Here is a 21287-nt window from a genome sequence, read left to right as displayed (position 1 = left end):
AATACTACTCTAGGCTGCGGAAAAATGCGAGACTCCTGTGGGAAAGGAACAGTCTGAAGACCCCACAGGAAGCGGTTTTTGGCTTCCGAGGAGGCTGAAGCGTTCCCCACGGAAAGCGAGTGTTTTTCCGCAGCTGGTGAATTAGCAGTCAACCATAATTAGAACGGAAGAAAGCAAATCTTAACTTTCACTGTTGTGCAGTTTGTATCTAGTGTGAATAAGACCGAGTGGGTTATGCTCGGTTTTTCTTAATTAGGAAAGGTTGTTGTTTGACGTGAATATTGGAATAGTTGCCGGGGGGCCGGAAAAGGCATTAGCTTCGTTAATTTCCTATCAGGATGATGTCGATATTTGGATAGGTGCAGACTTAGGTGCTTCATATCTTTTAAGGAATCAATTGCCGATTGATATTGCAATAGGTGACTTTGATTCGATTGATCTTGAGGAGAAAGAGCTTATTAAGCAGCAAGCAAATATCTTTCGCGAATTTCCCGTTGAAAAAAATGAAACAGACTTAGAATTAGCGGTGGAAGCAGCTCTTTCCTATCATCCTGCTTCTATTTTTCTATTTGGCGTAACCGCTGGTAGGCTAGATCATGAATTGGCAAATATTCAAATGCTTTATCGCCTCATAGAGAAAAATGTGAGTGCAAAAATAATTGATCATAAAAATATTTTATCTATTTATAAGCCAGGTGAGTACGACGTACAGGCGAATAGCTCAGAACTGGTATCATTTATACCTCTAACCCCTATTGTAAAGGGACTTACCTTACATGGATTTTGTTATCCGTTAGATAATTATACTGTCACATGGGGAAGTACTCGTTGTATATCAAATCAATTAATTAACGAACAAGGTACTTTTTTATTTAATGATGGCATATTAATAATGATAAAGAGTACGGAGGAGGATCATCCGTAAAATCTTATGAATTATGGAAAGGTATGCAATTATAGTCATGTATCCTCATAAGCTGTATAAGAATCAAGATGTTGAAATGATAACGATGAGATTATGTCTTCATGGTGAAGAGGAGGGGTATGATGAAATTTTATACAATTAAGCTCCCACGGTTTATCGGTGGTTTCATTCGAGCATTGTTAGGTTCAGGAAAAAAATAAGAAAAGCCTAGTGCACCCGCATAGAAACATAGCATCCAATGATTGAGGAATTACGGTGAGTTTACGGATCGGGATGGCTTTAACCCATGGACACAACGAACAGGCAGTTCTAGTATCAAAGGGACTCACAGTTAGTCGGCAAGTCTTCTTTAATATGTAGGGGCTTTGGGGAAATCGCGCCTGTCGATGGGTGCTGGAGATCGTGGCAGTTTTTACACGTTGTTGACTTGCAGCATATTATAAAACTTCCTGGATAAACGAAAAAGGCTCCTTATTAATAGGAGCCTTTTCTCTTCTTAATTATAAAATTAAACGCGTTCTACTTTGCCTGATTTAAGCGCGCGAGCAGAAACATACACACGTTTTGGTTTGCCATCAACCATGATTCTAACTTTTTGTACGTTTGCTTTCCAATTACGCTTATTAGCATTCATAGCGTGTGAACGGTTATTACCTGCAGTCGTTTTACGACCAGTTACTACACATTTACGTCCCATTACTTCGTTCCCTCCTACTAACTCAATCCATACTTAATATAATTTATCATAGTTTTTATTATTTTGCAATTTCAAATTGGAAAAGTAATGAGGAACAAGTTTTTCTTAGTTGATTCAGTCCAATCGCTACGTTTCTAAACGGGCACATTGCGCTTTTCTTATAAGGTAAGAAATCAGGGGATTTGTCTAGCTCCGAGCGCCCAGAAACTAGGCGACTTCACGAAACGCCCTACGATAAGTCATCATCGGTTCGTAAACTCACCGTGATTCCTTTATCTCAGTTGCTTCGCTCCAGTCGCTACGTTTCTAAACGGGCACATTGCACTTTTCTTATAATTGCTTGACATACACACGATTTTCATACATTCTATAATGGAATACCCTTAATTTCTCTTGTAATGAAAACAATACTAAAATATAAAATGGTTTAAATGCGAATAGAACTTTTTCTTTTACTCGTTAAGAAGGAGGATGAAAGATGTCAATTGAATTAAAAAGAGAAGATGGTCATGTAACTATTACCAATGAAGTAATAGCAACTATAGCTGGTGGTGCTGCGATCGAATGTTATGGCATTGTTGGTATGGCTTCCAAAAAACAATTGCGTGATGGTATAGCGGAAATTCTTAGAAAAGAAAATTTCGCCAAAGGTGTTGTTGTTCGACAAAATGAAGAAGATGTGCACATTGATATGTATATCATTGTAAGCTATGGTACAAAAATATCTGAAGTTGCACATAATGTCCAATCACAGGTGAAATATAATCTTGAAAAAACGCTCGGTTTAAAAATCAAATCGATCAATATTTATATTCAAGGAGTACGTGTGATTCAAGATTAATTTATTTTTTTATGATATATAATGTACGTTTTGTTATTTCGGAAAAAGGAGCAGAGGGAGGAACAATCAAGTGACGCAAAAAAATATAGATGGTGCATTGTTTGCTAATATGGTGTTAGCTGGTGCGCACAGTTTAGCAAATAATGCAGAAAAAATAGATGCCTTAAATGTCTTTCCAGTACCTGATGGGGACACAGGGACAAATATGAATTTATCGATTACCTCAGGTGCAAGTGAAGTAAAAAAAGCAAATCATGAAAGTGTCGCAGTAGTAGCTAATGCATTTGCCAAAGGATTGCTAATGGGAGCAAGAGGTAATTCAGGTGTTATCTTATCACAATTATTCAGAGGTTTTGCCAAAGGATTAGAAGGTAAAACTAGTTTGGATATAGCAAGTTTTGTCACAGCACTTGACAGCGGTGTGAATACTGCATATAAAGCAGTCATGAAACCTGTAGAAGGGACAATTCTTACTGTTGCAAAAGACACAGCAGCTGAAGCAAAGTCAATTGCAGAAGAAGAGCAGGATATTATTGCTTTTATGGAACAAGTAGTAAAAGCAGCCAAAAAATCTTTAAAAAGAACACCGGAGCTTTTACCAGTACTTAAAGAAGTTGGAGTAGTAGATAGCGGTGGACAAGGATTAGTCGTTATCTATGAAGGATTTTTAGCAGCGTTAAAAGGAGAGGAACTACCTGAATCCTCTCAAGACACAATGGATTTAGATGATCTTGTCAGTGCAGAACATCACAAACTGGCACAAGACTATATGAGTACCGATGAAATTGAGTATGGTTACTGTACGGAATTCATGGTCCGTTTTGAGGACGATAAACTGAAAGATCATCCCTATGATGAAGAAACTTTTAGAGAAGAATTAAGCCAGCATGGTGACTCATTATTAGTTGTATCAGATGACGAAATTGTCAAAGTTCATATTCATGCGGAATACCCTGGTGATATTTTCAATTTAGGTCAACGTTTTGGTAGCTTTATTAATTTAAAAGTAGAAAACATGAGAGAACAACATTCCAACATTGTTGATCAGAATGAGGAGAAGCCAAAAGCGAAACAACCTTTCGGAGTTGTGACAGTTGCAATGGGAGACGGCCTAGCGGAATTATTTAAAAGCCTAGGAGCAACCGTTGTGATTCAAGGTGGTCAAACAATGAATCCAAGTACACAGGATTTAGCGAATGCTGTAGATGAAGCAAATGCCGAAAATGTAATTATTTTACCTAATAACAAAAATATTGTGATGGCTGCTGAACAGGCGGCAGAATTAGCAGAGGTTAACGTTGCAGTTGTGCCGACGAAAACAATTCCACAGGGGATGTCAGCCATGTTAACGTATAATCCTGAAGCAAGTTTAGAAGATAATAAAGAATCGATGACTGATGCAAGCCAGGAAGTAAAAACTGGTCAAGTAACCTATGCAGTTCGTGATACACAAATAGACGGAATGACGATAGAAAATGGTCATTATATGGGTCTTGCAGATGGGAAAATTAAAGTAACTAATGCTGATCAAATGACCGTTATTAAGGAATTATTAACAGAACTGATTAATGCAGAAGAAGATGAGATTGTCACTGTTATTCGTGGAGAAGAAACATCTGATCAAGAAGAAAGTGAAATCATTGCTTTTATAGAGGAGAATTTTGAAGATATAGAAGTAGAAGTTCATAATGGGAGACAACCGATCTATTCTTATATATTTTCTATTGAATAAAACCAAAAGCTCTATCCAAGGCGATAGAGCTTTTTATCCATGAAAGCAAAGAATATCAATGAGAGCACAAAAAAACATAAACTGCTACGTAAACGTTGTGTTTCTTCCTCCCATTTTGTTGGAGATGAGTGCTAGTCCAACGCTACGGAAAAAATACTGCGCTTTTACCCAAGGGCAAAAGCGCAGTATTATGCCGAAGCGGTGATATACCACTCTCTACAAGAAAGAATGGAAGGCTACTTCACTACAGACATTTTCACTAGTTTGCAGTTTGTATATTCTAGGAATCGGGTGAAAAGGTACGGGTCGACTTTGCCTTGTATGCTAGTTATGTTCGTATTCTATAATTGAATTAAGAGAGTGTGAGTAAAATGAATAATATTTCTGTTCAAGAAGTGAATGGTGTTGGACCTAAACTTGCCGAAAATTTAGAGCAAATTGGCATCCAAACTGTTCAAGATCTGCTATATTACTTTCCAAATCGGTATGACCATTATGAACAAAAACCGCTTCATGAACTAATACATAATGAAAAAGTGACGATAGTTGGTGAAGTCATCCACGAGCCAACCGTACAATTTTATCAAAGAAAAAAATCACGGATGGTTGTTTCTTTACGTGTAGATGGAGCAGTTGTAAAAGGCGTCCTCTTTAATCGTGCCTTTGCCAAAAAGCATTTTATTCCAGGAGAGAAAATATCGGTAAACGGTAAATGGGATCAGCACCGATTACAAATAACGATTGATAATTATAAAAAGGGCACAATAGATGGCTCAAACCCTATTACTCCGATTTACTCTTCCAAAGGAGATATTAAAAATGCCCAATTCCAAAAAATATTGGAGAATGGATTGTCTTCCTTCCGTGATCAAATTACTGAAATTATCCCGGCTTCTTACTTAGAAAATTATAAATTACCGAATAGAACGGAAGGGTTGGAAAACATTCATTTCCCTTCGTCTTTTCAACAATTAAAACATGCCAAGAGACGTTTTATCTATGAAGAATTATTACTGTTTCAAATAAAAATGCAGCTTTATCGAAAAAGAAACCGGGAAGCTACAGAAGGTAATGCAAAAGAAATTAGCCTGGATAAAGTAAAACAATTAATGGAACAGTTTCCTTTTACATTAACTTCTGCTCAAAAAAAATCATTAGCAGAAATTTTTAAGGACTTACAATCCCCATATCGAATGAATCGGTTGTTACAAGGGGACGTAGGTTCAGGTAAGACTGCTGTAGCTGTTATTAGTCTTTATGGTGTAGTTACTGCTGGCAAACAGGTTGCATTAATGGTACCAACAGAGATTTTAGCGGAACAACATGAGGAATCATTAAAACAGTTATTACCGGATGATGTAAAGGTCCATCGATTAACTGGATCAATAAAAGGCAAAAAAAGAAAAGAAAAGCTAATAGAAATTGAAAACGGAACATGTAATGTCGTGATAGGTACGCATGCACTCATTCAAGATGATGTTAATTTTCAGAATTTAAGTTTTGTCATTATCGATGAACAACATCGGTTTGGTGTCCAACAACGTAACACACTACGTGAAAAAGGAATTTTAGCAGATATTTTATTTATGACAGCAACTCCAATACCAAGAACTTTGTCTATTACCGCTTTTGGGGATATGGATGTTTCCAAAATTGATGAAATGCCTAAAGGTAGGAAGCCGATTGAAACATTTTGGGTCAAGCATAACATGTTCGAAAGAACCGTGAATTTTGTGTATAAGGAAATAAAGCAAGGTTCTCAAGCATATATTATCTGTCCGTTAATTGAGGAATCAGATAAATTAGATATTCAGAATGCACTGGATTTATATAATCAATTACAAGCAATTTTACAAGATAAAGCAACAGTTGGGCTTATGCATGGTAGGTTAACAACAGAAGAAAAAGAACAAGTGATGAATGATTTTACTGAGAATAAGGTCCAAATATTAGTTTCAACGACAGTAGTAGAAGTAGGGGTCGATGTCCCGAATGCCACGGTGATGATGATTCAAGATGCAGATCGCTTTGGTTTGTCACAACTTCATCAATTAAGAGGACGTGTCGGAAGAGGTGATAAGCAAAGTTATTGTATTTTAGTAGCAGATCCTAAAGGTGAAACGGGAAAGGAACGTATGCGAATTATGACCGAAACAATCGATGGATTTGTTTTGGCAGAACGAGACTTAGAACTTCGAGGACCTGGTGATTTATTTGGGGTCAAACAAAGTGGGATGCCAGAATTTAAATTAGCGGATTTGGTTCATGATTATCGAGCATTAGAAACAGCTAGAGCTGACGCAGTAGATATTGTTGAAAATGAATTATGGAAAGATTCCGAGTTCCAGGAATTAATTAAGTACTTGCTTTCTCAAATTGAAATTGATCAGCGATTATTAAATTAGATTCACTTGCATAATTTTTAATGGTATTATATATTACTATTAGTACCTAGTCATAATTTTTATATTTATGGATGATGACTTGCAGATGGACGGTGGAATTCATGAAAAGAAATAAAAAAGATCGGCAGTCAACTTTAAAAGAAACAATCGAAGCAAAACCTTTTATCACTGATGATGCACTAGCAAAAATATTTGATGTCAGCATACAGACGATACGCTTAGATCGGATGGAGTTAAATATTCCGGAGTTACGCGAACGAATTAAATCGGTCGCAACGAATAATTGGAATGAAACTGTTAAGGCACTGCCAATTGATGAGGTTATCGGTGAAATTATTGACTTAGAGTTAGATAGACGTGCTATTTCCATCTTGGATATTACTGCAGAGCATGTTTTTTCACGAAATAATATTGCGCGAGGTCATCATTTATTTGCACAGGCAAACTCCCTTGCTGTTGCTGTTATCAATGATGAACTAGCACTAACAGCAAATGCATCTATTAAGTTTACCCGTCAAGTAGTAGAGGGAGAACGTGTTATCGCAAAAGCTAGTGTAGCAGGTACTGAAAAAACCAATCGTACGGTAGTAGAAGTGCATAGCTATGTAGATAACGAAACGGTTTTTTCAGGAGTTTTTGCAATGTTTCGATCGAATCAAGAGAAGGAAGGGAACGAATCATGAAAATAGCAATCGATGCTATGGGTGGTGACCACGCACCGAAGGAAATTGTCTTAGGGGCATTAAAAGCTGTTAATCATTTTGATGATCTGAAAATTACGTTAATCGGTGATGAAAATAAGATAATTCCATATACTGATAACCATAATTCTATTGAAATTATTCATACAGACGAGAAGATTACTAGTGATGATGAACCAGTAAAAGCTGTTCGCCGCAAAAAAAATGCTTCGTTAGTACTCATGGCAAATGAAGTGAAATCTGGAAGAGCAGATGCCTGTATTTCTGCAGGTAATACTGGGGCTTTAATGAGTGCAGGGTTGTTTGTTGTCGGTAGGATCAAAGGTATAGATCGCCCGGCCTTAAGTCCGACACTTCCAACAGTTAGTGGCAATGGGTTCCTATTGCTGGATGTAGGAGCCAATGTTGAAGCAAAAGCCCAACACCTTCAGCAATATGGATTAATGGGATCCATTTACATGGAAAAAGTTCGTCAGGTAAAGAACCCTCGTGTTGGCCTTTTGAATGTTGGAACAGAGGAAGGTAAAGGGAATGACTTAACGAAAAAAGCATTTGAGTTGTTACAGCAGCTACCGATAAACTTTATCGGGAATGTCGAGGCAAGAGATCTGTTAAATGGTGTAGCAGATGTTGTTGTTACGGATGGATTTAGTGGAAATATTGCGTTAAAAACGGTTGAAGGAACAGCTTTGACCATGTTCTCGATGATTAAAGACACATTTATGACCAATACCAAAACAAAAATTGCTGCCGCCCTAGTGAAAAAAGACTTAAAAGGCTTAAAGGATAAATTAGATTATTCAGAGTATGGTGGGGCTGCTTTATTTGGACTGGCTGCTCCAGTTATCAAAGCACACGGTTCATCCAATCAACAAGCCATTTTTAGTGCAATCCAACAAACAAAAAATATTGTGGAAAAAGATGTAGTAGGAAAGATAGAAGCAGAGATAAAAACATTGCAAGCTGCTACGGAGGAGGAATAAATCGTGAAGAAGGTCGCTTTTGTTTATCCTGGTCAAGGATCACAAGTAGTCGAAATGGGGAAGGACTTATATGAAGAGTATCAACAAGTAAGAGAACTTTTTGATACGGCTAATGAACGACTGGGTTATGACTTAACGTCTATTATGTTTGAAGGCCCTAAAGATGAATTGACGAAAACAGAAAATACTCAACCAGCCTTGTTGTCAGTTAGTACGGCCATTACTAAAATTTTAGAGGAAAATGGTATTACACCATCTGTTACAAGTGGTCATAGCCTTGGTGAATATAGTGCACTTGTCACAGCTAATGCAGTCTCTTTTTCTGATGCTGTTTCATTAGTTCACCAAAGAGGCAAACTAATGGAAAGTGCCTATCCTGAAGGAAAAGGCTCTATGGCAGCTGTGTTAGGAATGGATCAAGTAACATTAAGTAAAGAACTGCAGAATATTAGTGAACAAGTTGATGACATCATTGAAATTGCTAACCTCAACTGTCCGGGGCAAATCGTCATATCTGGTGCAAAATCAGCAATAGATACAGCTGTAGATCAACTAAAATCAGCAGGTGCAAAGCGAGTATTACCATTGCCTGTCAGTGGGCCATTTCACTCTAGTTTAATGAAACCAGCAGCGGAAGAGTTCCAACAATTAGTACATAATATCAATTGGTCTGACGCAGAAATTCCTGTTTATGCAAATGTAACGGCAGAGAAAGTAATAGAAAAAGAACAAATCAAACAATTATTAGTAGAACAATTATATTCTCCTGTACGATTTGAAGAAATTATCGAACAGTTATTGGATGAGTCACTTGATGCGATTGTAGAAGTGGGCAGCGGAAAAGTGTTAACAGGTCTCGTAAAAAAAATAAACCGTAGAGCGAAAACTTTTACTGTTCAAGATGCAACAACATTAACTGAATTTATGGAATGGATGAAGGAGGATTAATCATGTTGAAGGATCAAGTAGCACTGATAACAGGTGCTTCAAGGGGCATTGGACGTGAAATTGCTTTAACTTTTTCTAGTAAAGGTGCAAAAGTAGTGGTAAACTACTCTGGAAGTGAAGATAAAGCTCAAGAAGTAGTAGATAAAATCATTGCTGATGGTGGAGAAGCGATCAAGATCAAAGCGAATGTCAGTGACGAAAATGATGTAAAAGCTATGGTGAAAGAAATAACGAAAACCTTTGGAAGCCTCGATATTTTAGTGAATAATGCAGGTATTACAAAAGATAATTTATTGATGCGAATGAGTGAAGCGGATTTTGATGATGTCATTGACATTAACTTAAAAGGTGTATTCTTATGTACCAAAGCTGTGACCCGACAAATGATGAAACAAAAAAGCGGACGGATTATTAATGTATCATCTGTGGTCGGTATTAGCGGGAACGCTGGGCAGGCAAATTATGTCTCGGCTAAAGCAGGGGTGATTGGTTTAACTAAAACAACTGCGAAAGAATTAGCAGCGAGAAATATTTTAGTCAATGCTATTGCGCCTGGCTTTATTGCAACAGATATGACGAATAAACTTACAGAAGAACAGCAAGAGCAAATGCTAGCATTAATTCCATTAAATAAATTAGGAAAAGCGGAAGATGTAGCGAATGTTGCTTTATTCTTAGCTTCTGAACAAGCTAACTACGTTACTGGACAAACGATTCCAGTTGACGGAGGTATGGTTATGTAATATGGTTACATATCCTTTGAAAGGAGGTGACGGAAATGTCCGAGACTTTTGAAAAAGTAAAGCAAATCGTTGTCGATCGTCTTGATGTAGACGAAGATAAAGTTACACTTGAAGCATCATTTAAAGATGATTTGGAAGCTGATTCTCTTGATGTTGTAGAACTTGTAATGGAATTAGAAGACGAGTTCGACTTAGAAATTGCTGATGAAGATGCAGAAAAAATTGCTACAGTAGGTGATGCTGTAACTTACATAGACAGCAACCAATAGAACTGTAAAAACAAGTAATAAGTGCACATTCTAAAAGAGATTAACCCGTTTCAATCATAATGAAACGGGTTTGTCCTTTTATGAAAAGTAAGAACTGAACAAATGGGAGTGTCTTAATGTAAATGGGGGACAGCATGGAAGTTTTTCGGGACAAAGAATAGAATATCGAAGAGCTTCGTTTGAACCAGGCATGATGTCATTCAGAGAGCAGTGACTATACACTTGAACTTTTTCTATACTGTATGACAATTAAAACCTTTAGAATTAGGGTTGGCGATATGCTTTGTTTCCTTTATAATAATGACAATGATTGATTTCATGTTGGTAGGTGAAGAATGTGTCAGATTTTAAAGAGCTTCAAGAAAAGTTAAGTATTTTGTTTGACAACGAAAAATTATTAAAGCAAGCCTTTACTCATTCATCTTATGTGAATGAGCACCGGAAAAAGAATCTACTGGATAATGAAAGGTTAGAATTTTTAGGTGATGCAGTTCTAGAGTTGGGAGTCTCTCAATACCTCTATCGAAAATATGATGAACTAGAGGAAGGTGATTTAACGAAACTGAGAGCTTCTATTGTGTGTGAACCTGCTTTAGTTAGGTTTGCAGAGACACTTGATTTCAGTAAATACGTTTTACTAGGTAAGGGCGAAGAAATGACTGGCGGTCGTGATCGCCCGGCATTACTAGCAGATGTGTTTGAAGCCTTCATTGGTGCATTATACTTAGATCAAGGGTACGATCAAGTTATTACCTTTTTGAGAAAGTATGTATACCCAGAGATTACAATCGGTGCTTTTTCGCATACGATGGATTACAAAAGTCAACTGCAGGAAACAGTGCAGCAACACAAAAATAAATTAGTGGAATACAGCATTGTAGATGAGAAAGGTCCTGCACATGACCGTGAATTTTTCTCTGTTGTTACGATAAATGGTAAAACAGCTGGAAAAGGAGTAGGTCGGACGAAAAAAGAAGCAGAACAACGTGCGGCAAAACAAGCTTTAGATGCTTCACCTCATTAAATGTGCTTCATAATAGTCCAATAGGTGAGAAAAACCCGTTTCAATTATATTGAAACGGGTTTTTCTGTTTGGCATATAGGTTACGTTACGCTCGCTGAATGAGTATTCATTTACTTAAACACTAGATTAATATTAGACAACGATTTTTCGTTTGTAGTACAATAGGTAATGGGTAAATAATACTATTGTAACCAATTCGGGATGGTTACATAAGTCTAAAAACCTAAAAACATACAATCTGATAAGTTTTACTAACTATCAGTGAAGGTCAAAAACCTCTACTGATAGAAGTCTCACTTATTAGGAAGGAGAAAGTATATGTATACAAATAAAAAAAATCGCATTATTTTAATCTTATCGTTTATCGTACTCGCGGCATCTATTATGATCCATGTGTTACATCGCTTTTTTCACTTATCTGAATTTTGGGGGCATCATGGTGCAGAGCAATTAATAGTAATTACTAATAGTTTCTTAGTTATTCCTATTATTCTCTTTACTATATCCATGCTACTTTATAAAAAGAACAGTGATCATTCATTAATTCCGCTATTTAATACACTTACCATCACATTTAGCAGTATGTCAATGATTACTGGTGGTGAGGGGATGGTAGAATATCACTTTTCTATTTTTATGGTTGTGGCTATGATTGGTTACTATGAGAAAATTAACTTAATTTTAATTATGACAGTACTTTTTGCTATTCAACATTTGGCAGGTTACTTCTTTTTAGGGGAATATGTTTTTGGAACAAATACTTATCCTTTTTCAATGATTCTCATCCATGCCTTATTTTTAGTAGGGACATCTGGCGCGATTATTTGGCAAGTGATACATAAGAGGAAATTAATCGGTGATCTTGGTGAAAAAGAACAAAATCAACTCATGTTAAGTAGAATTGTGGAGAATTTGTCATTAACTTCGGAGAAAGTAATTGAGGTATCTTCACAATTAAAAGAGATTAATCAGTCCAATCAAGCTATTTTCAAGGAAAGTGTATCATACATTCAACAGATCTCTAATGGTACTTTGACTCAGAAGCAACAAGTTGAGGATACCACAGGGTTTGTTCAAGAAATTACATCAGACATTCACCATATAACTAAAACTTCATCTGAAGTGTCTGATATAACGCAAAAGACAGAACAAAATGCTGATGATGGAGATAAAATGATACAAAAAACAGTGGAACAGATGGATAATATTAATGAAAAAGTGAGGACAACTTCTGAGACTGTTGAATTATTAAATAACCGATCAAAGGAAATTGAAGGGATTGTCCGTTTAATTACAGACATTTCATCACAAACAAATTTACTAGCTTTAAATGCAGCAATTGAGGCTGCCAGAGCTGGAGAATATGGGAAAGGATTTGCTGTTGTAGCGGATGAAGTCCGTAAATTATCGGAACAAACAGTGGATTCTGCTAGCCAAATTGCTAGCCTTGTGCAGTCTATCCAACAAGAAACAGATACATCTGTAGATTCGATGAACCATGTTATAACCGAAGTGGAGAATGGACAAGAAATCGTTCGAGAAACTGGAAAGCTATTTGGTACTATTCATTCATCAATTGGGGACGTAGCAGAGCAGACAAAGCAAATTTTCCACTCAAGTGAAGAAGTATCTAAAGTAGCACAACAAGCACAGAAATCTATTCAAGAAGTGACTACTATTGTGGAAGAAACGACAGCTCATGCCCAAAAAGCAGTAAATAAAAATGCAGAACAGCTGAAATCTAATGAATATTTATCTGAATTAATTACAACATTAAATGAAATTACAACGCAATTGGAGGAGTTAATAGAAGAAACTAGATTAATTGATTAACAACCGTGTGATGAACCATATGATTCAAAGGCTTAGGATTTTTCTTGGAAAATACCCTAAGCCTTTTTATAAAACAAATCGCATATCATCAAAGGCATTGTGAAATAATGATGTGGATTCTAATTCATTCTCATTATTTTCGGTATTCTCTAAGCTCTGCGATAAATGCTTGGGTTTCAGCAACTGTTAGTCTGCCTTTTTGTTTTAATAGGTCATAAAGGGATTTTAATTCGTCATAATTATTAATATCATAATCCTTTGGATCCATAATCGATTCATTAACAACTTGTAGCATTCTCCCCATCTCATTAATAATATGCGCTAAATTTTCCTCGGATTTTTCTTCTAAACTCAAATTTATTCACTCCTGTTTTTGTATTTTATGAAACTTCCTTCTCTTACTCTATTCTTTATGATAAAATAAATTAGTTGAAATGCAAAGGATAAAGTAACATCAACATACAAGTTATGTTGTTAGATGATAATAAATAGGGGTTTTAAACATGTATTTAAAACAATTAGATACACTTGGTTTTAAATCTTTCGCCGAGAGAATAAAAGTAGAATTTGTACCTGGTGTTACAGCCGTTGTAGGTCCAAACGGAAGTGGAAAGAGTAATATTACCGATGCGATCCGTTGGGTGCTTGGCGAACAATCAGCAAAATCATTACGTGGTGTTAAAATGGAAGATATTATTTTTCAGGGCAGTGATACACGTAATGCTTTAAATTTTGCTGAAGTAACACTTGTGTTAGATAACTCCGATAACAAACTACCTGTGGACTTTCAAGAGGTTAGTGTAACACGTCGAGTATATCGCTCCGGTGAAAGTGAATATTTAATGAATAAGCAACCATGCCGATTGAAGGATATTACTGAACTTTTTATGGATTCAGGACTGGGTAGAGAAGCTTTCTCCATTATAAGTCAAGGAAAAGTCGAAGAAATATTAAGTTCAAAATCAGAGGAACGTCGAGTTATTTTTGAAGAAGCGGCAGGCGTTTTAAAATATAAAAATAGAAAAAAACAAGCTGAATATAAATTGGCAGAAACACAAGAAAATTTGAACCGTGTAGAAGATATTATTTATGAAATAGATGGCCAATTAGAACCGCTCGAACAACAAGCATCGATTGCTAAGGAGTACTTGGCACAAAAAGAACGACTGACCAATGTGGAAGTTGGAATGTTGGCTAAAGAAATTGAACAGTTAAATGAAAAATGGGAAACATCACAAAAGCAGATAGATGCAAAACATCATGTACTCAAAGAAAAACAACAATGGATCGAGACAAGAGAAACAGAAAGTGATCAACTAAAAGCACAGATACAAAAAATGGATGAGCAAATTACCAGCCTTCAAGAAACACTTCTTGTAGAAACCCAGAAGTTAGAAAGTCTTGAAGGTAATAAAAAGATATTTAATGAGCGACTTCAACATTTCCAAGAAAATAAAGATAAACTGGAACAAGAAATAAAAGAGTCAGAAGGTAAAAAAGCAATACTTTTAAACAGTCTGGAAGATGAACAGGCTAGGCTTAGTGAGTATAAAAAAAATAATCAACAATTATCACAACAAATAATCGATTTAGAGAAACAATTAGAAAAAGGTAAAAATACAATAGAAGAGGATATTGAGACACTTAAAAGTGATTATATTGAATTTTTAAATGAGCAGGCAGCTAAACGAAATGAGAAAAATTCCATTCAGCAGCAATTGGAGAGAATGAAAGGAAAACAACATGCCAAGTCTTCTAAATGGGAGAACCTTCATGAAGAACGCCTTCAGTTAAAGCAATCTGTTCGTGAAGCAGAAGAGAAATGCAAACAAGATGAGGAACAATTACATACATTCCAATCAGAGCATGAACAGTTGGAGAGAAAAGTAACGGTAGAGTCGAAATTATTAGACGATATGCAGGATAAATTAAATAAAGGTTATCAGATGGTTGAAAACCTTAAGTCGAAAAAAGAAATGCTTGAAGACTTAAAAGAAGATTTTCAAGGTTTCTACTTTGGTGTAAAAGAAGTCTTAAAAGCTAGGGAACAACAGAAATTGACAGGTATTCACGGTGCTATACCGGAATTAATAGAATTTGATGATCATTTAGTGGATGCTATGGAAACAGCTTTAGGAGCTCAAGCACAACATATTGTAGTAGATTCCGAGAAGGTGGGACGTGAAGCCATTCACTGGCTAAAAAAAACAAACAAGGGTAGAGCTACTTTTTTACCAATAAATACTATGAAACCAAAACAAGTACCAGCAAATTTGGTTCAAATTCTTGAGAAAGAAGAAGAGTTTGTCGGGGTGGCTGTTGATTTAGTTCGTTATGATTCCACTTACCAACCAGTAATGCAAGCATTGTTAGGAAATGTTATTATCGCTAAATCACTTAGTGCGGCTAATCAATTTGCCGGGCAAACTGGAAGAAGATTCCGGATCGTGACATTGGATGGAGATGTGGTGAATCCTGGTGGTTCGATGTCTGGTGGTGCAAAAAAGAAAAATAATCAATCACTATTTACGAGAGATCGGGAATTAAAAACATTAACGAATAAATATACAGAATACCAAGCTCGAGTAGCGGACTATGAAAAACAAATTCGAGAGCAAAAAGAAGCATTAGTGAATTTGCAAGCAGAAAAAGACAATTGTTATCGACAACTAGATGAGATTCGCAAGACGTATCAAGAACATCAAAGTAACTATAAAGAATGGAAATTGTCTTTAGAACATTTAAATGATCAGTTGTCGATCTATGATCAGGACAAATTACAACAAGAAGAAGATCGAACACTTTTGCTGCAACAATTGGAGCAAATTGAGCAGGACTTAGATAAATTACAATCAAAGTTAAGCAAGCTAGATAATGAAATTGAAGGCTTGACTGATCAGCATCAAAATTTTGAAGCAAAAGAAGAACAACTGAAACAGAAATTACAAACACTACATGTTCAACAAGCAGAAATAAGAAGTAAGCTATCTAATCAGAAAGAGAAAGCTAACAAGTCGGAAACGGAATTAGCCGAGGTTACTGATCTGATTGCAGCCAAGCAAGAACAACTACGTCAATTAGTAGATGTTAAAAATAGACAACAGACAGAAGAAGAAATTGACGAAGAAATTAATAACAAACGTCGTGAAAAAGCAGCATTGCAGCAAAGTTTACAAGAATTGCGTGAACAACGATCCGAGACACAGCAAAAAGTTACCACTCTTGATGACTCGCTAAAGCAGGCAAAAAAAGAGGAGTATCAGTTGCAACAGGAAATCCAAACGATTGAAATCGAGCGAAATCGATTAGATCTGGATTTAGAAAATCGTCTTCAATTGCTAGAGAATGAATACAGTATGACTTTTGAAAAGGCCAAAATAGATTATCCTCAGCCGGACAATCTCGAAGAGGCAAAAGAACAAGTCAAATTAATTAAAAAATCGATTGAAGAATTAGGTACTGTTAATATTGGTGCTATTGATGAGTATGATAGGATTAAGGAGCGACATGAGTTTCTTACAAGTCAACAAACAGATTTAGTGGAAGCAAAACGGACTTTATATGAAATTATTGCGGAAATGGATGAAGAGATGACTAGAAAATTCAGTGAAACTTTTTCGCAAATAAAAGAAGAATTTACGGTAGTCTTTCAACGTTTATTCGGTGGGGGACATGCTGAATTAAAATTGACTGATCCGGATCAATTATTAGAGACAGGTGTAGACATTATCGCCCAGCCACCAGGTAAAAAATTACAGCAATTAGGTTTATTATCTGGTGGGGAAAGAGCATTAACTGCTATAGCGTTATTGTTTTCGATATTACGAGTTCGACCTGTTCCCTTCTGTGTACTGGATGAGGTAGAAGCTGCTTTAGATGAAGCAAATGTGACACGCTTTGCTCAATATTTAAAACATTATAGTAAACATACTCAATTTATTGTGATTACGCATAGAAAAGGTACAATGGAAGAAGCTGATGTGTTATATGGTGTTACTATGCAGGAATCAGGTGTTTCACGCTTAGTTTCTGTAAAATTAGAAGAAGCGCCAGAGCTTTTAGAAGCATAAGTACGAGGAGGTAGAATAGTGAGTTTCTTGAAAAAACTGAAGGATAAATTTCAAGCAACAGATCAGCAAGAAGAAGTGTCAGATAAGTATAAAGAGGGCTTAAGCAAAACAAGGAAGTCATTCTCTGAAAAAATCAATGATTTAGTTGCTCGCTATCGAAAAGTGGATGAAGATTTTTTTGAAGATCTCGAAGAAGTGTTAATTGCGGCTGATGTCGGTGTAACTACCGTGATGGAATTAATTGAAGAACTTGAAATGGAAGTGAAAAGACAAAATATTAAAGATACCAACGAAGTAAAACAAGTAATCTCAGAAAAACTGGTTGAAATTTACCAAGGGAACGATGATGGATCTGAAGAAACGTCATTAAATATTCAGAAAGATGATTTAACAGTTATTCTTTTTGTCGGAGTTAATGGGGTTGGTAAAACAACAACAATTGGAAAATTAGCTCATCAGTTAAAATCAGAGGGTAAAGATGTATTATTAACCGCCGGTGATACATTCCGTGCCGGTGCTATAGAACAGTTAAGTGAATGGGGCAAACGTGCAGGTGTAGATGTCATTAAACATAGTGAAGGCAGTGACCCGGCAGCTGTTATTTACGATGGTATTCAAGCGGCAAAGTCTCGTAATGCGGATGTATTACTTTGCGACACTGCAGGCCGTTTGCAGAATAAGGTTAACTTAATGAACGAATTAGCTAAAGTAAAACGAGTTATCGAGCGTGAAGTGCCAAACGCGCCTCATGAAGTGTTACTTGTGCTTGATGCAACGACGGGACAAAATGCTTTAAGCCAAGCTAAAACTTTCTCACAAGCAACAGATGTTTCTGGTATTGTATTAACAAAATTAGACGGTACCGCTAAGGGTGGAATAGTTCTAGCGATCCGAAATGAACTTGGCACGCCAGTAAAGTTAGTAGGACTTGGAGAAAAAATAACAGACTTGCAAGCTTTTGATCCGAATGCTTTTGTATATGGTTTATTTGCAGATTTATTAGAAGAAGAATAGTCGCCAAACTTGACAGTCCTCCTTTAAGATGATTAGACTTAAGTGTAAAGGTATTTTACTTAACGAGGTGTCCTTATTATGATAGAAAAAACGACAAGGATTAACGCTCTTTATGATTTTTACCAACAATTGCTGACCGAAAAGCAACGAAATTATATGGAGATGTACTATGCAGAAGATTTCTCATTAGGGGAAATTTCAGAAACATCCAATGTATCAAGACAAGCCATTTATGATAACATTCGAAGAACGGAACATATGTTGGAAGAATATGAGAAAAAATTGAGTCTTTATCAAAAGTTTTTGAAACGACAAGCTTTACTACAAGAGTTGCATGCATTAGTCAAAAACAACAATGAGCAAGAATTGAAAGAAAAAGTAGAACAGATTATTGAAATCGAATAGGGGGCGTATAGTATGGCATTTGAAGGTTTAGCCGACCGCCTACAGAATACCATTAAAAAAATTAAGGGAAAAGGTAAAGTAACCGAACAAGATGTTAAAGAAATGACGAGAGAAGTCCGTCTAGCTTTACTAGAAGCGGATGTAAACTTTAAAGTTGTTAAAGATTTTATTAAGAAAATAAAGGAACGTGCAATTGGCGAGGAAGTAATGGAAAGCTTAACTCCAGGACAGCAAGTTATTAAAGTGGTACAAGAAGAATTAACCAATCTAATGGGTGGCGATGAAAGTAAGATCGCAGTTGCTGATAAATCGCCAACTGTGATTATGATGGTTGGTTTACAAGGTGCCGGTAAAACAACGACGACTGGTAAGTTAGCCAATTTATTACGAAAGAAATATAATCGCAAACCATTATTAGCTGCCGCTGACGTTTATCGTCCAGCAGCAATTGATCAACTTGAAACCTTAGGAAAGCAATTGGATATGCCGGTTTATTCAGAAGGAACTGATGCAAATCCAGTAGATATTGCAAGCAAAGCAGTGGAACATGCTAAAGAGGAACATTTAGATTATGTCCTCATTGATACAGCTGGGCGTCTTCATGTTGACAATGAATTAATGGATGAATTGATTCAAATTAAACAAAATGTTAATCCGGATGAAGTTTTTTTAGTTGTTGACTCGATGACTGGTCAAGATGCGGTCAATGTTGCAGAAAGCTTTAATGAACAATTAGATGTTTCAGGTGTTGTATTAACCAAGCTTGATGGGGATACTCGTGGTGGTGCTGCCTTATCAATTAAAGCTGTAACAGAAAAACCGATCAAATTTGCCGGTATGGGTGAAAAATTAGATGAGATAGAAGTGTTCCACCCAGAACGTATGGCATCCCGAATTTTAGGGATGGGCGATGTATTATCGTTAATTGAAAAAGCTCAGGAAAATGTTGATGAAAATAAAGCGAAAGAATTAGAAGAAAAAATGCGCTCCGCTTCCTTTACCTTGGATGATTTTCTTGAACAAATGGGGCAAATGAAAAATATGGGGCCGCTTGATGAATTAGTAGATATGATACCTGGCGCTAATAAAATGAAGGGTCTCAAAAATGTTGATTTTGACGAAAAGCAAATTACCCATGTAGAAGCGATTATTCAATCGATGACATCGAAGGAACGTCAGGATCCAAGTGTGATTAATGCGGGGCGCCGTAAACGCATAGCACGAGGCTCAGGTCGCTCTGTTTCAGAAGTGAACCGGTTGTTGAAACAGTTTGAAGAAATGAAGAAAATGATGAAACAAATGACTAATACACAACAAGGAAAGAAAGGGAAAAAAGGAAAAAAATCGAAAGGATTTAATTTTCCATTCATGTAAGGTAAAAAACCTTTACAGACTAAAATAAATCTGATACAATTCTATCTTGTGTGAGATATTTATATGGAGGTGTTAAATATGGCAGTAAAAATTCGCTTAAAGCGTATGGGTTCTAAAAGAAATCCTTTCTATCGTATCGTTGTTGCGGATTCTCGTTCACCACGTGATGGACGTATTATCGAACAAATTGGAACATATAACCCGGTAGTTAATCCGGTTGAAGTGAAATTAGATGAAGATAAGGCACTTGATTGGATGACAAAAGGTGCGAAACCAAGTGATACGATCCGTAATTTATTTTCAAACGAAGGCATCATGAAGAAATTCCACGAATCAAAAAATCAATAATAAAGTGATGTGATTCGATGAAATCTTTGATTGAAACAATTGTTGAGCCATTAGTAGATCATCCTGATGCAATTGATGTTAGAGAAAAAGAAGAGGAAAACAAAATTGTCTATCATCTGCATGTTCATGAAAATGATGTAGGTAAAGTGATCGGTAAAAATGGCCGCATTGCCAAATCAGTACGAACAGTTGTTTATGCAGCTGGAATGAAATCTAATAAAAAAATCTATTTAGATATCATGTAAAAAGAGGGAGGCTAAGAGCCCCCCTCTTTTTTATAAGCAGAAAGTATAATAGAGCACAAAAACCATAAACTGCGAAGTAACTTATTGTGAATTGCTTCCTTCCGTTCTGCATTTTTGATAAGTACTGCGATACGCTACGGCAAGATACTTCGCTTTCACCCAAGGGCACAAGTGCGACATCTGTTCAACCAAGCTTTCACAGTGTCTTCTATGCCCACGGCCTTAGCCTCCTCAGAAAACCAAGTACGTTTTCTTGCGGGGTCTTCGTATCTTGCCTCCGCTAAGCGCAGTGTCCTGATTATCGAAAGAAAAGAATTTATGGGAATTATATTCTATGGATTTATTCTTATTTGATAAGAAAGACATACTAAGCAGCGGAAAAATGCGACACTCCTGTGGGAACAGCGCGAGCTGATTAAGTCCATATAATTGTGTAAAAAGAAAAGTCATTATTAATTCCTCATGATACAATGTTTTCAACCACGATAAACAAAGAGGAGGAATTAATAATGACCCAATTACATTTTAACCTAAACATGGAGGAATTAAAAGATTCCGTGATGAACTCTAATATGGAGGCAGTGGTGAAGTCCTCCATGGTTCTGATTTTGAATGAGTATATGAAAAAAGAACGGGATGCCTATTTAAAAGTAGATCATTATGAACGATCAGAAGAACGTCAAGATCAACGAAATGGCTACTATGACCGACATTATATGATGAGTGTAGG

General features: G+C 36.4%; 21 protein-coding genes. 19 read left to right on the top strand and 2 right to left on the bottom strand.

What is annotated here, in order from left to right:
- The first annotated feature begins 274 nt into the window (after positions 1–274).
- Positions 275–925 carry a thiamine diphosphokinase gene (locus BM121_RS11835; protein ID WP_091483857.1) on the top strand — a complete coding sequence of 217 codons (651 nt, stop codon included), beginning with the start codon at positions 275–277 and terminating at the stop codon, positions 923–925.
- Between the two features lie 101 nt (positions 926–1026).
- Complete coding sequence (spoVM, locus tag BM121_RS22685) at positions 1027–1125, top strand: stage V sporulation protein SpoVM (RefSeq protein ID WP_083939039.1); 99 nt, start codon at positions 1027–1029, stop codon at positions 1123–1125.
- Positions 1126–1433: 308 nt separating this feature from the next.
- Here spoVM and rpmB read toward each other — a convergent pair whose 3' ends face one another.
- Positions 1434–1622: a 50S ribosomal protein L28 gene (gene rpmB / locus BM121_RS11825; RefSeq protein ID WP_091483856.1), complete on the bottom strand. Its 189-nt coding sequence runs from the start codon at positions 1620–1622 to the stop codon at positions 1434–1436.
- Positions 1623–2100: 478 nt separating this feature from the next.
- Here rpmB and BM121_RS11820 point away from each other — a divergent pair, with 478 nt between their 5' ends.
- The 10 genes from BM121_RS11820 (at position 2101) to BM121_RS11775 (ending at position 13101) form a co-directional block, all read left to right on the top strand.
- On the top strand, positions 2101–2463 hold the full coding sequence (locus BM121_RS11820; protein WP_091483855.1) for an Asp23/Gls24 family envelope stress response protein: 363 nt from the start codon (positions 2101–2103) through the stop codon (positions 2461–2463).
- Between the two features lie 70 nt (positions 2464–2533).
- Positions 2534–4195 carry a DAK2 domain-containing protein gene (locus BM121_RS11815; RefSeq protein ID WP_091483854.1) on the top strand — a complete coding sequence of 554 codons (1662 nt, stop codon included), beginning with the start codon at positions 2534–2536 and terminating at the stop codon, positions 4193–4195.
- 371 nt (positions 4196–4566) lie between these two features.
- Positions 4567–6600 (top strand): ATP-dependent DNA helicase RecG, encoded by a 2034-nt coding sequence (gene recG / locus BM121_RS11810; RefSeq protein WP_091483853.1) that lies wholly within the window; start codon positions 4567–4569, stop codon positions 6598–6600.
- Positions 6601–6701: 101 nt separating this feature from the next.
- Positions 6702–7283, top strand: a complete 582-nt coding sequence (gene fapR / locus BM121_RS11805; protein ID WP_091483852.1) for a transcription factor FapR — start codon at positions 6702–6704, stop codon at positions 7281–7283.
- Complete coding sequence (gene plsX / locus BM121_RS11800) at positions 7280–8284, top strand: phosphate acyltransferase PlsX (protein WP_091483851.1); 1005 nt, start codon at positions 7280–7282, stop codon at positions 8282–8284. Before fapR ends, plsX begins: the two co-directional genes overlap by 4 nt.
- Positions 8285–8287: 3 nt before the next feature.
- Positions 8288–9232, top strand: coding sequence for an ACP S-malonyltransferase (gene fabD / locus BM121_RS11795; RefSeq protein WP_091483850.1), 945 nt, complete (start codon positions 8288–8290; stop codon positions 9230–9232).
- Between the two features lie 2 nt (positions 9233–9234).
- A complete protein-coding gene (gene fabG / locus BM121_RS11790; protein WP_091483849.1) occupies positions 9235–9975 on the top strand; it encodes a 3-oxoacyl-[acyl-carrier-protein] reductase in 741 nt (246 codons plus the stop codon).
- A gap of 35 nt (positions 9976–10010) precedes the next feature.
- The gene (locus tag BM121_RS11785) at positions 10011–10244 is read left to right on the top strand and encodes an acyl carrier protein (RefSeq protein WP_091483848.1); all 234 of its coding nucleotides are present in this window, start codon (positions 10011–10013) and stop codon (positions 10242–10244) included.
- Between the two features lie 337 nt (positions 10245–10581).
- Positions 10582–11268, top strand: a complete 687-nt coding sequence (gene rnc / locus BM121_RS11780; RefSeq protein WP_091483847.1) for a ribonuclease III — start codon at positions 10582–10584, stop codon at positions 11266–11268.
- 318 nt (positions 11269–11586) lie between these two features.
- Positions 11587–13101, top strand: a complete 1515-nt coding sequence (locus BM121_RS11775; RefSeq protein WP_091483846.1) for a methyl-accepting chemotaxis protein — start codon at positions 11587–11589, stop codon at positions 13099–13101.
- A gap of 133 nt (positions 13102–13234) precedes the next feature.
- On the opposite strand, the gene BM121_RS11770 is transcribed toward BM121_RS11775, so the two are convergent.
- Complete coding sequence (locus tag BM121_RS11770; protein ID WP_091483845.1) at positions 13235–13456, bottom strand: DUF1128 domain-containing protein; 222 nt, start codon at positions 13454–13456, stop codon at positions 13235–13237.
- Between the two features lie 148 nt (positions 13457–13604).
- Between BM121_RS11770 and smc the strand changes: the two genes are divergently transcribed.
- From smc to BM121_RS11730, 7 genes are all read left to right on the top strand, one after another.
- Complete coding sequence (gene smc / locus BM121_RS11765; protein WP_091483844.1) at positions 13605–17171, top strand: chromosome segregation protein SMC; 3567 nt, start codon at positions 13605–13607, stop codon at positions 17169–17171.
- A gap of 18 nt (positions 17172–17189) precedes the next feature.
- The gene (gene ftsY / locus BM121_RS11760; RefSeq protein ID WP_091483843.1) at positions 17190–18185 is read left to right on the top strand and encodes a signal recognition particle-docking protein FtsY; all 996 of its coding nucleotides are present in this window, start codon (positions 17190–17192) and stop codon (positions 18183–18185) included.
- A 78-nt stretch (positions 18186–18263) separates the two neighbouring features.
- A complete protein-coding gene (locus tag BM121_RS11755; RefSeq protein WP_091483842.1) occupies positions 18264–18590 on the top strand; it encodes a putative DNA-binding protein in 327 nt (108 codons plus the stop codon).
- Between the two features lie 12 nt (positions 18591–18602).
- On the top strand, positions 18603–19964 hold the full coding sequence (gene ffh / locus BM121_RS11750; protein WP_091483841.1) for a signal recognition particle protein: 1362 nt from the start codon (positions 18603–18605) through the stop codon (positions 19962–19964).
- Between the two features lie 78 nt (positions 19965–20042).
- On the top strand, positions 20043–20312 hold the full coding sequence (gene rpsP / locus BM121_RS11745) for a 30S ribosomal protein S16 (RefSeq protein ID WP_091483840.1): 270 nt from the start codon (positions 20043–20045) through the stop codon (positions 20310–20312).
- A gap of 17 nt (positions 20313–20329) precedes the next feature.
- Complete coding sequence (locus tag BM121_RS11740) at positions 20330–20557, top strand: KH domain-containing protein (RefSeq protein ID WP_091483839.1); 228 nt, start codon at positions 20330–20332, stop codon at positions 20555–20557.
- A 509-nt stretch (positions 20558–21066) separates the two neighbouring features.
- On the top strand, positions 21067–21287 hold a 221-nt coding region (locus tag BM121_RS11730; protein WP_175495416.1), incomplete at its 3' end, for a transposase.

This window comes from Gracilibacillus orientalis (assembly GCF_900114645.1).
Taxonomy (GTDB): Bacteria; Bacillota; Bacilli; order Bacillales; family Amphibacillaceae; genus Gracilibacillus; species Gracilibacillus orientalis.
The sequence above is the reverse complement of the archived record's forward strand: the minus strand, read 5'-3'. Positions and strand labels throughout refer to the sequence as shown.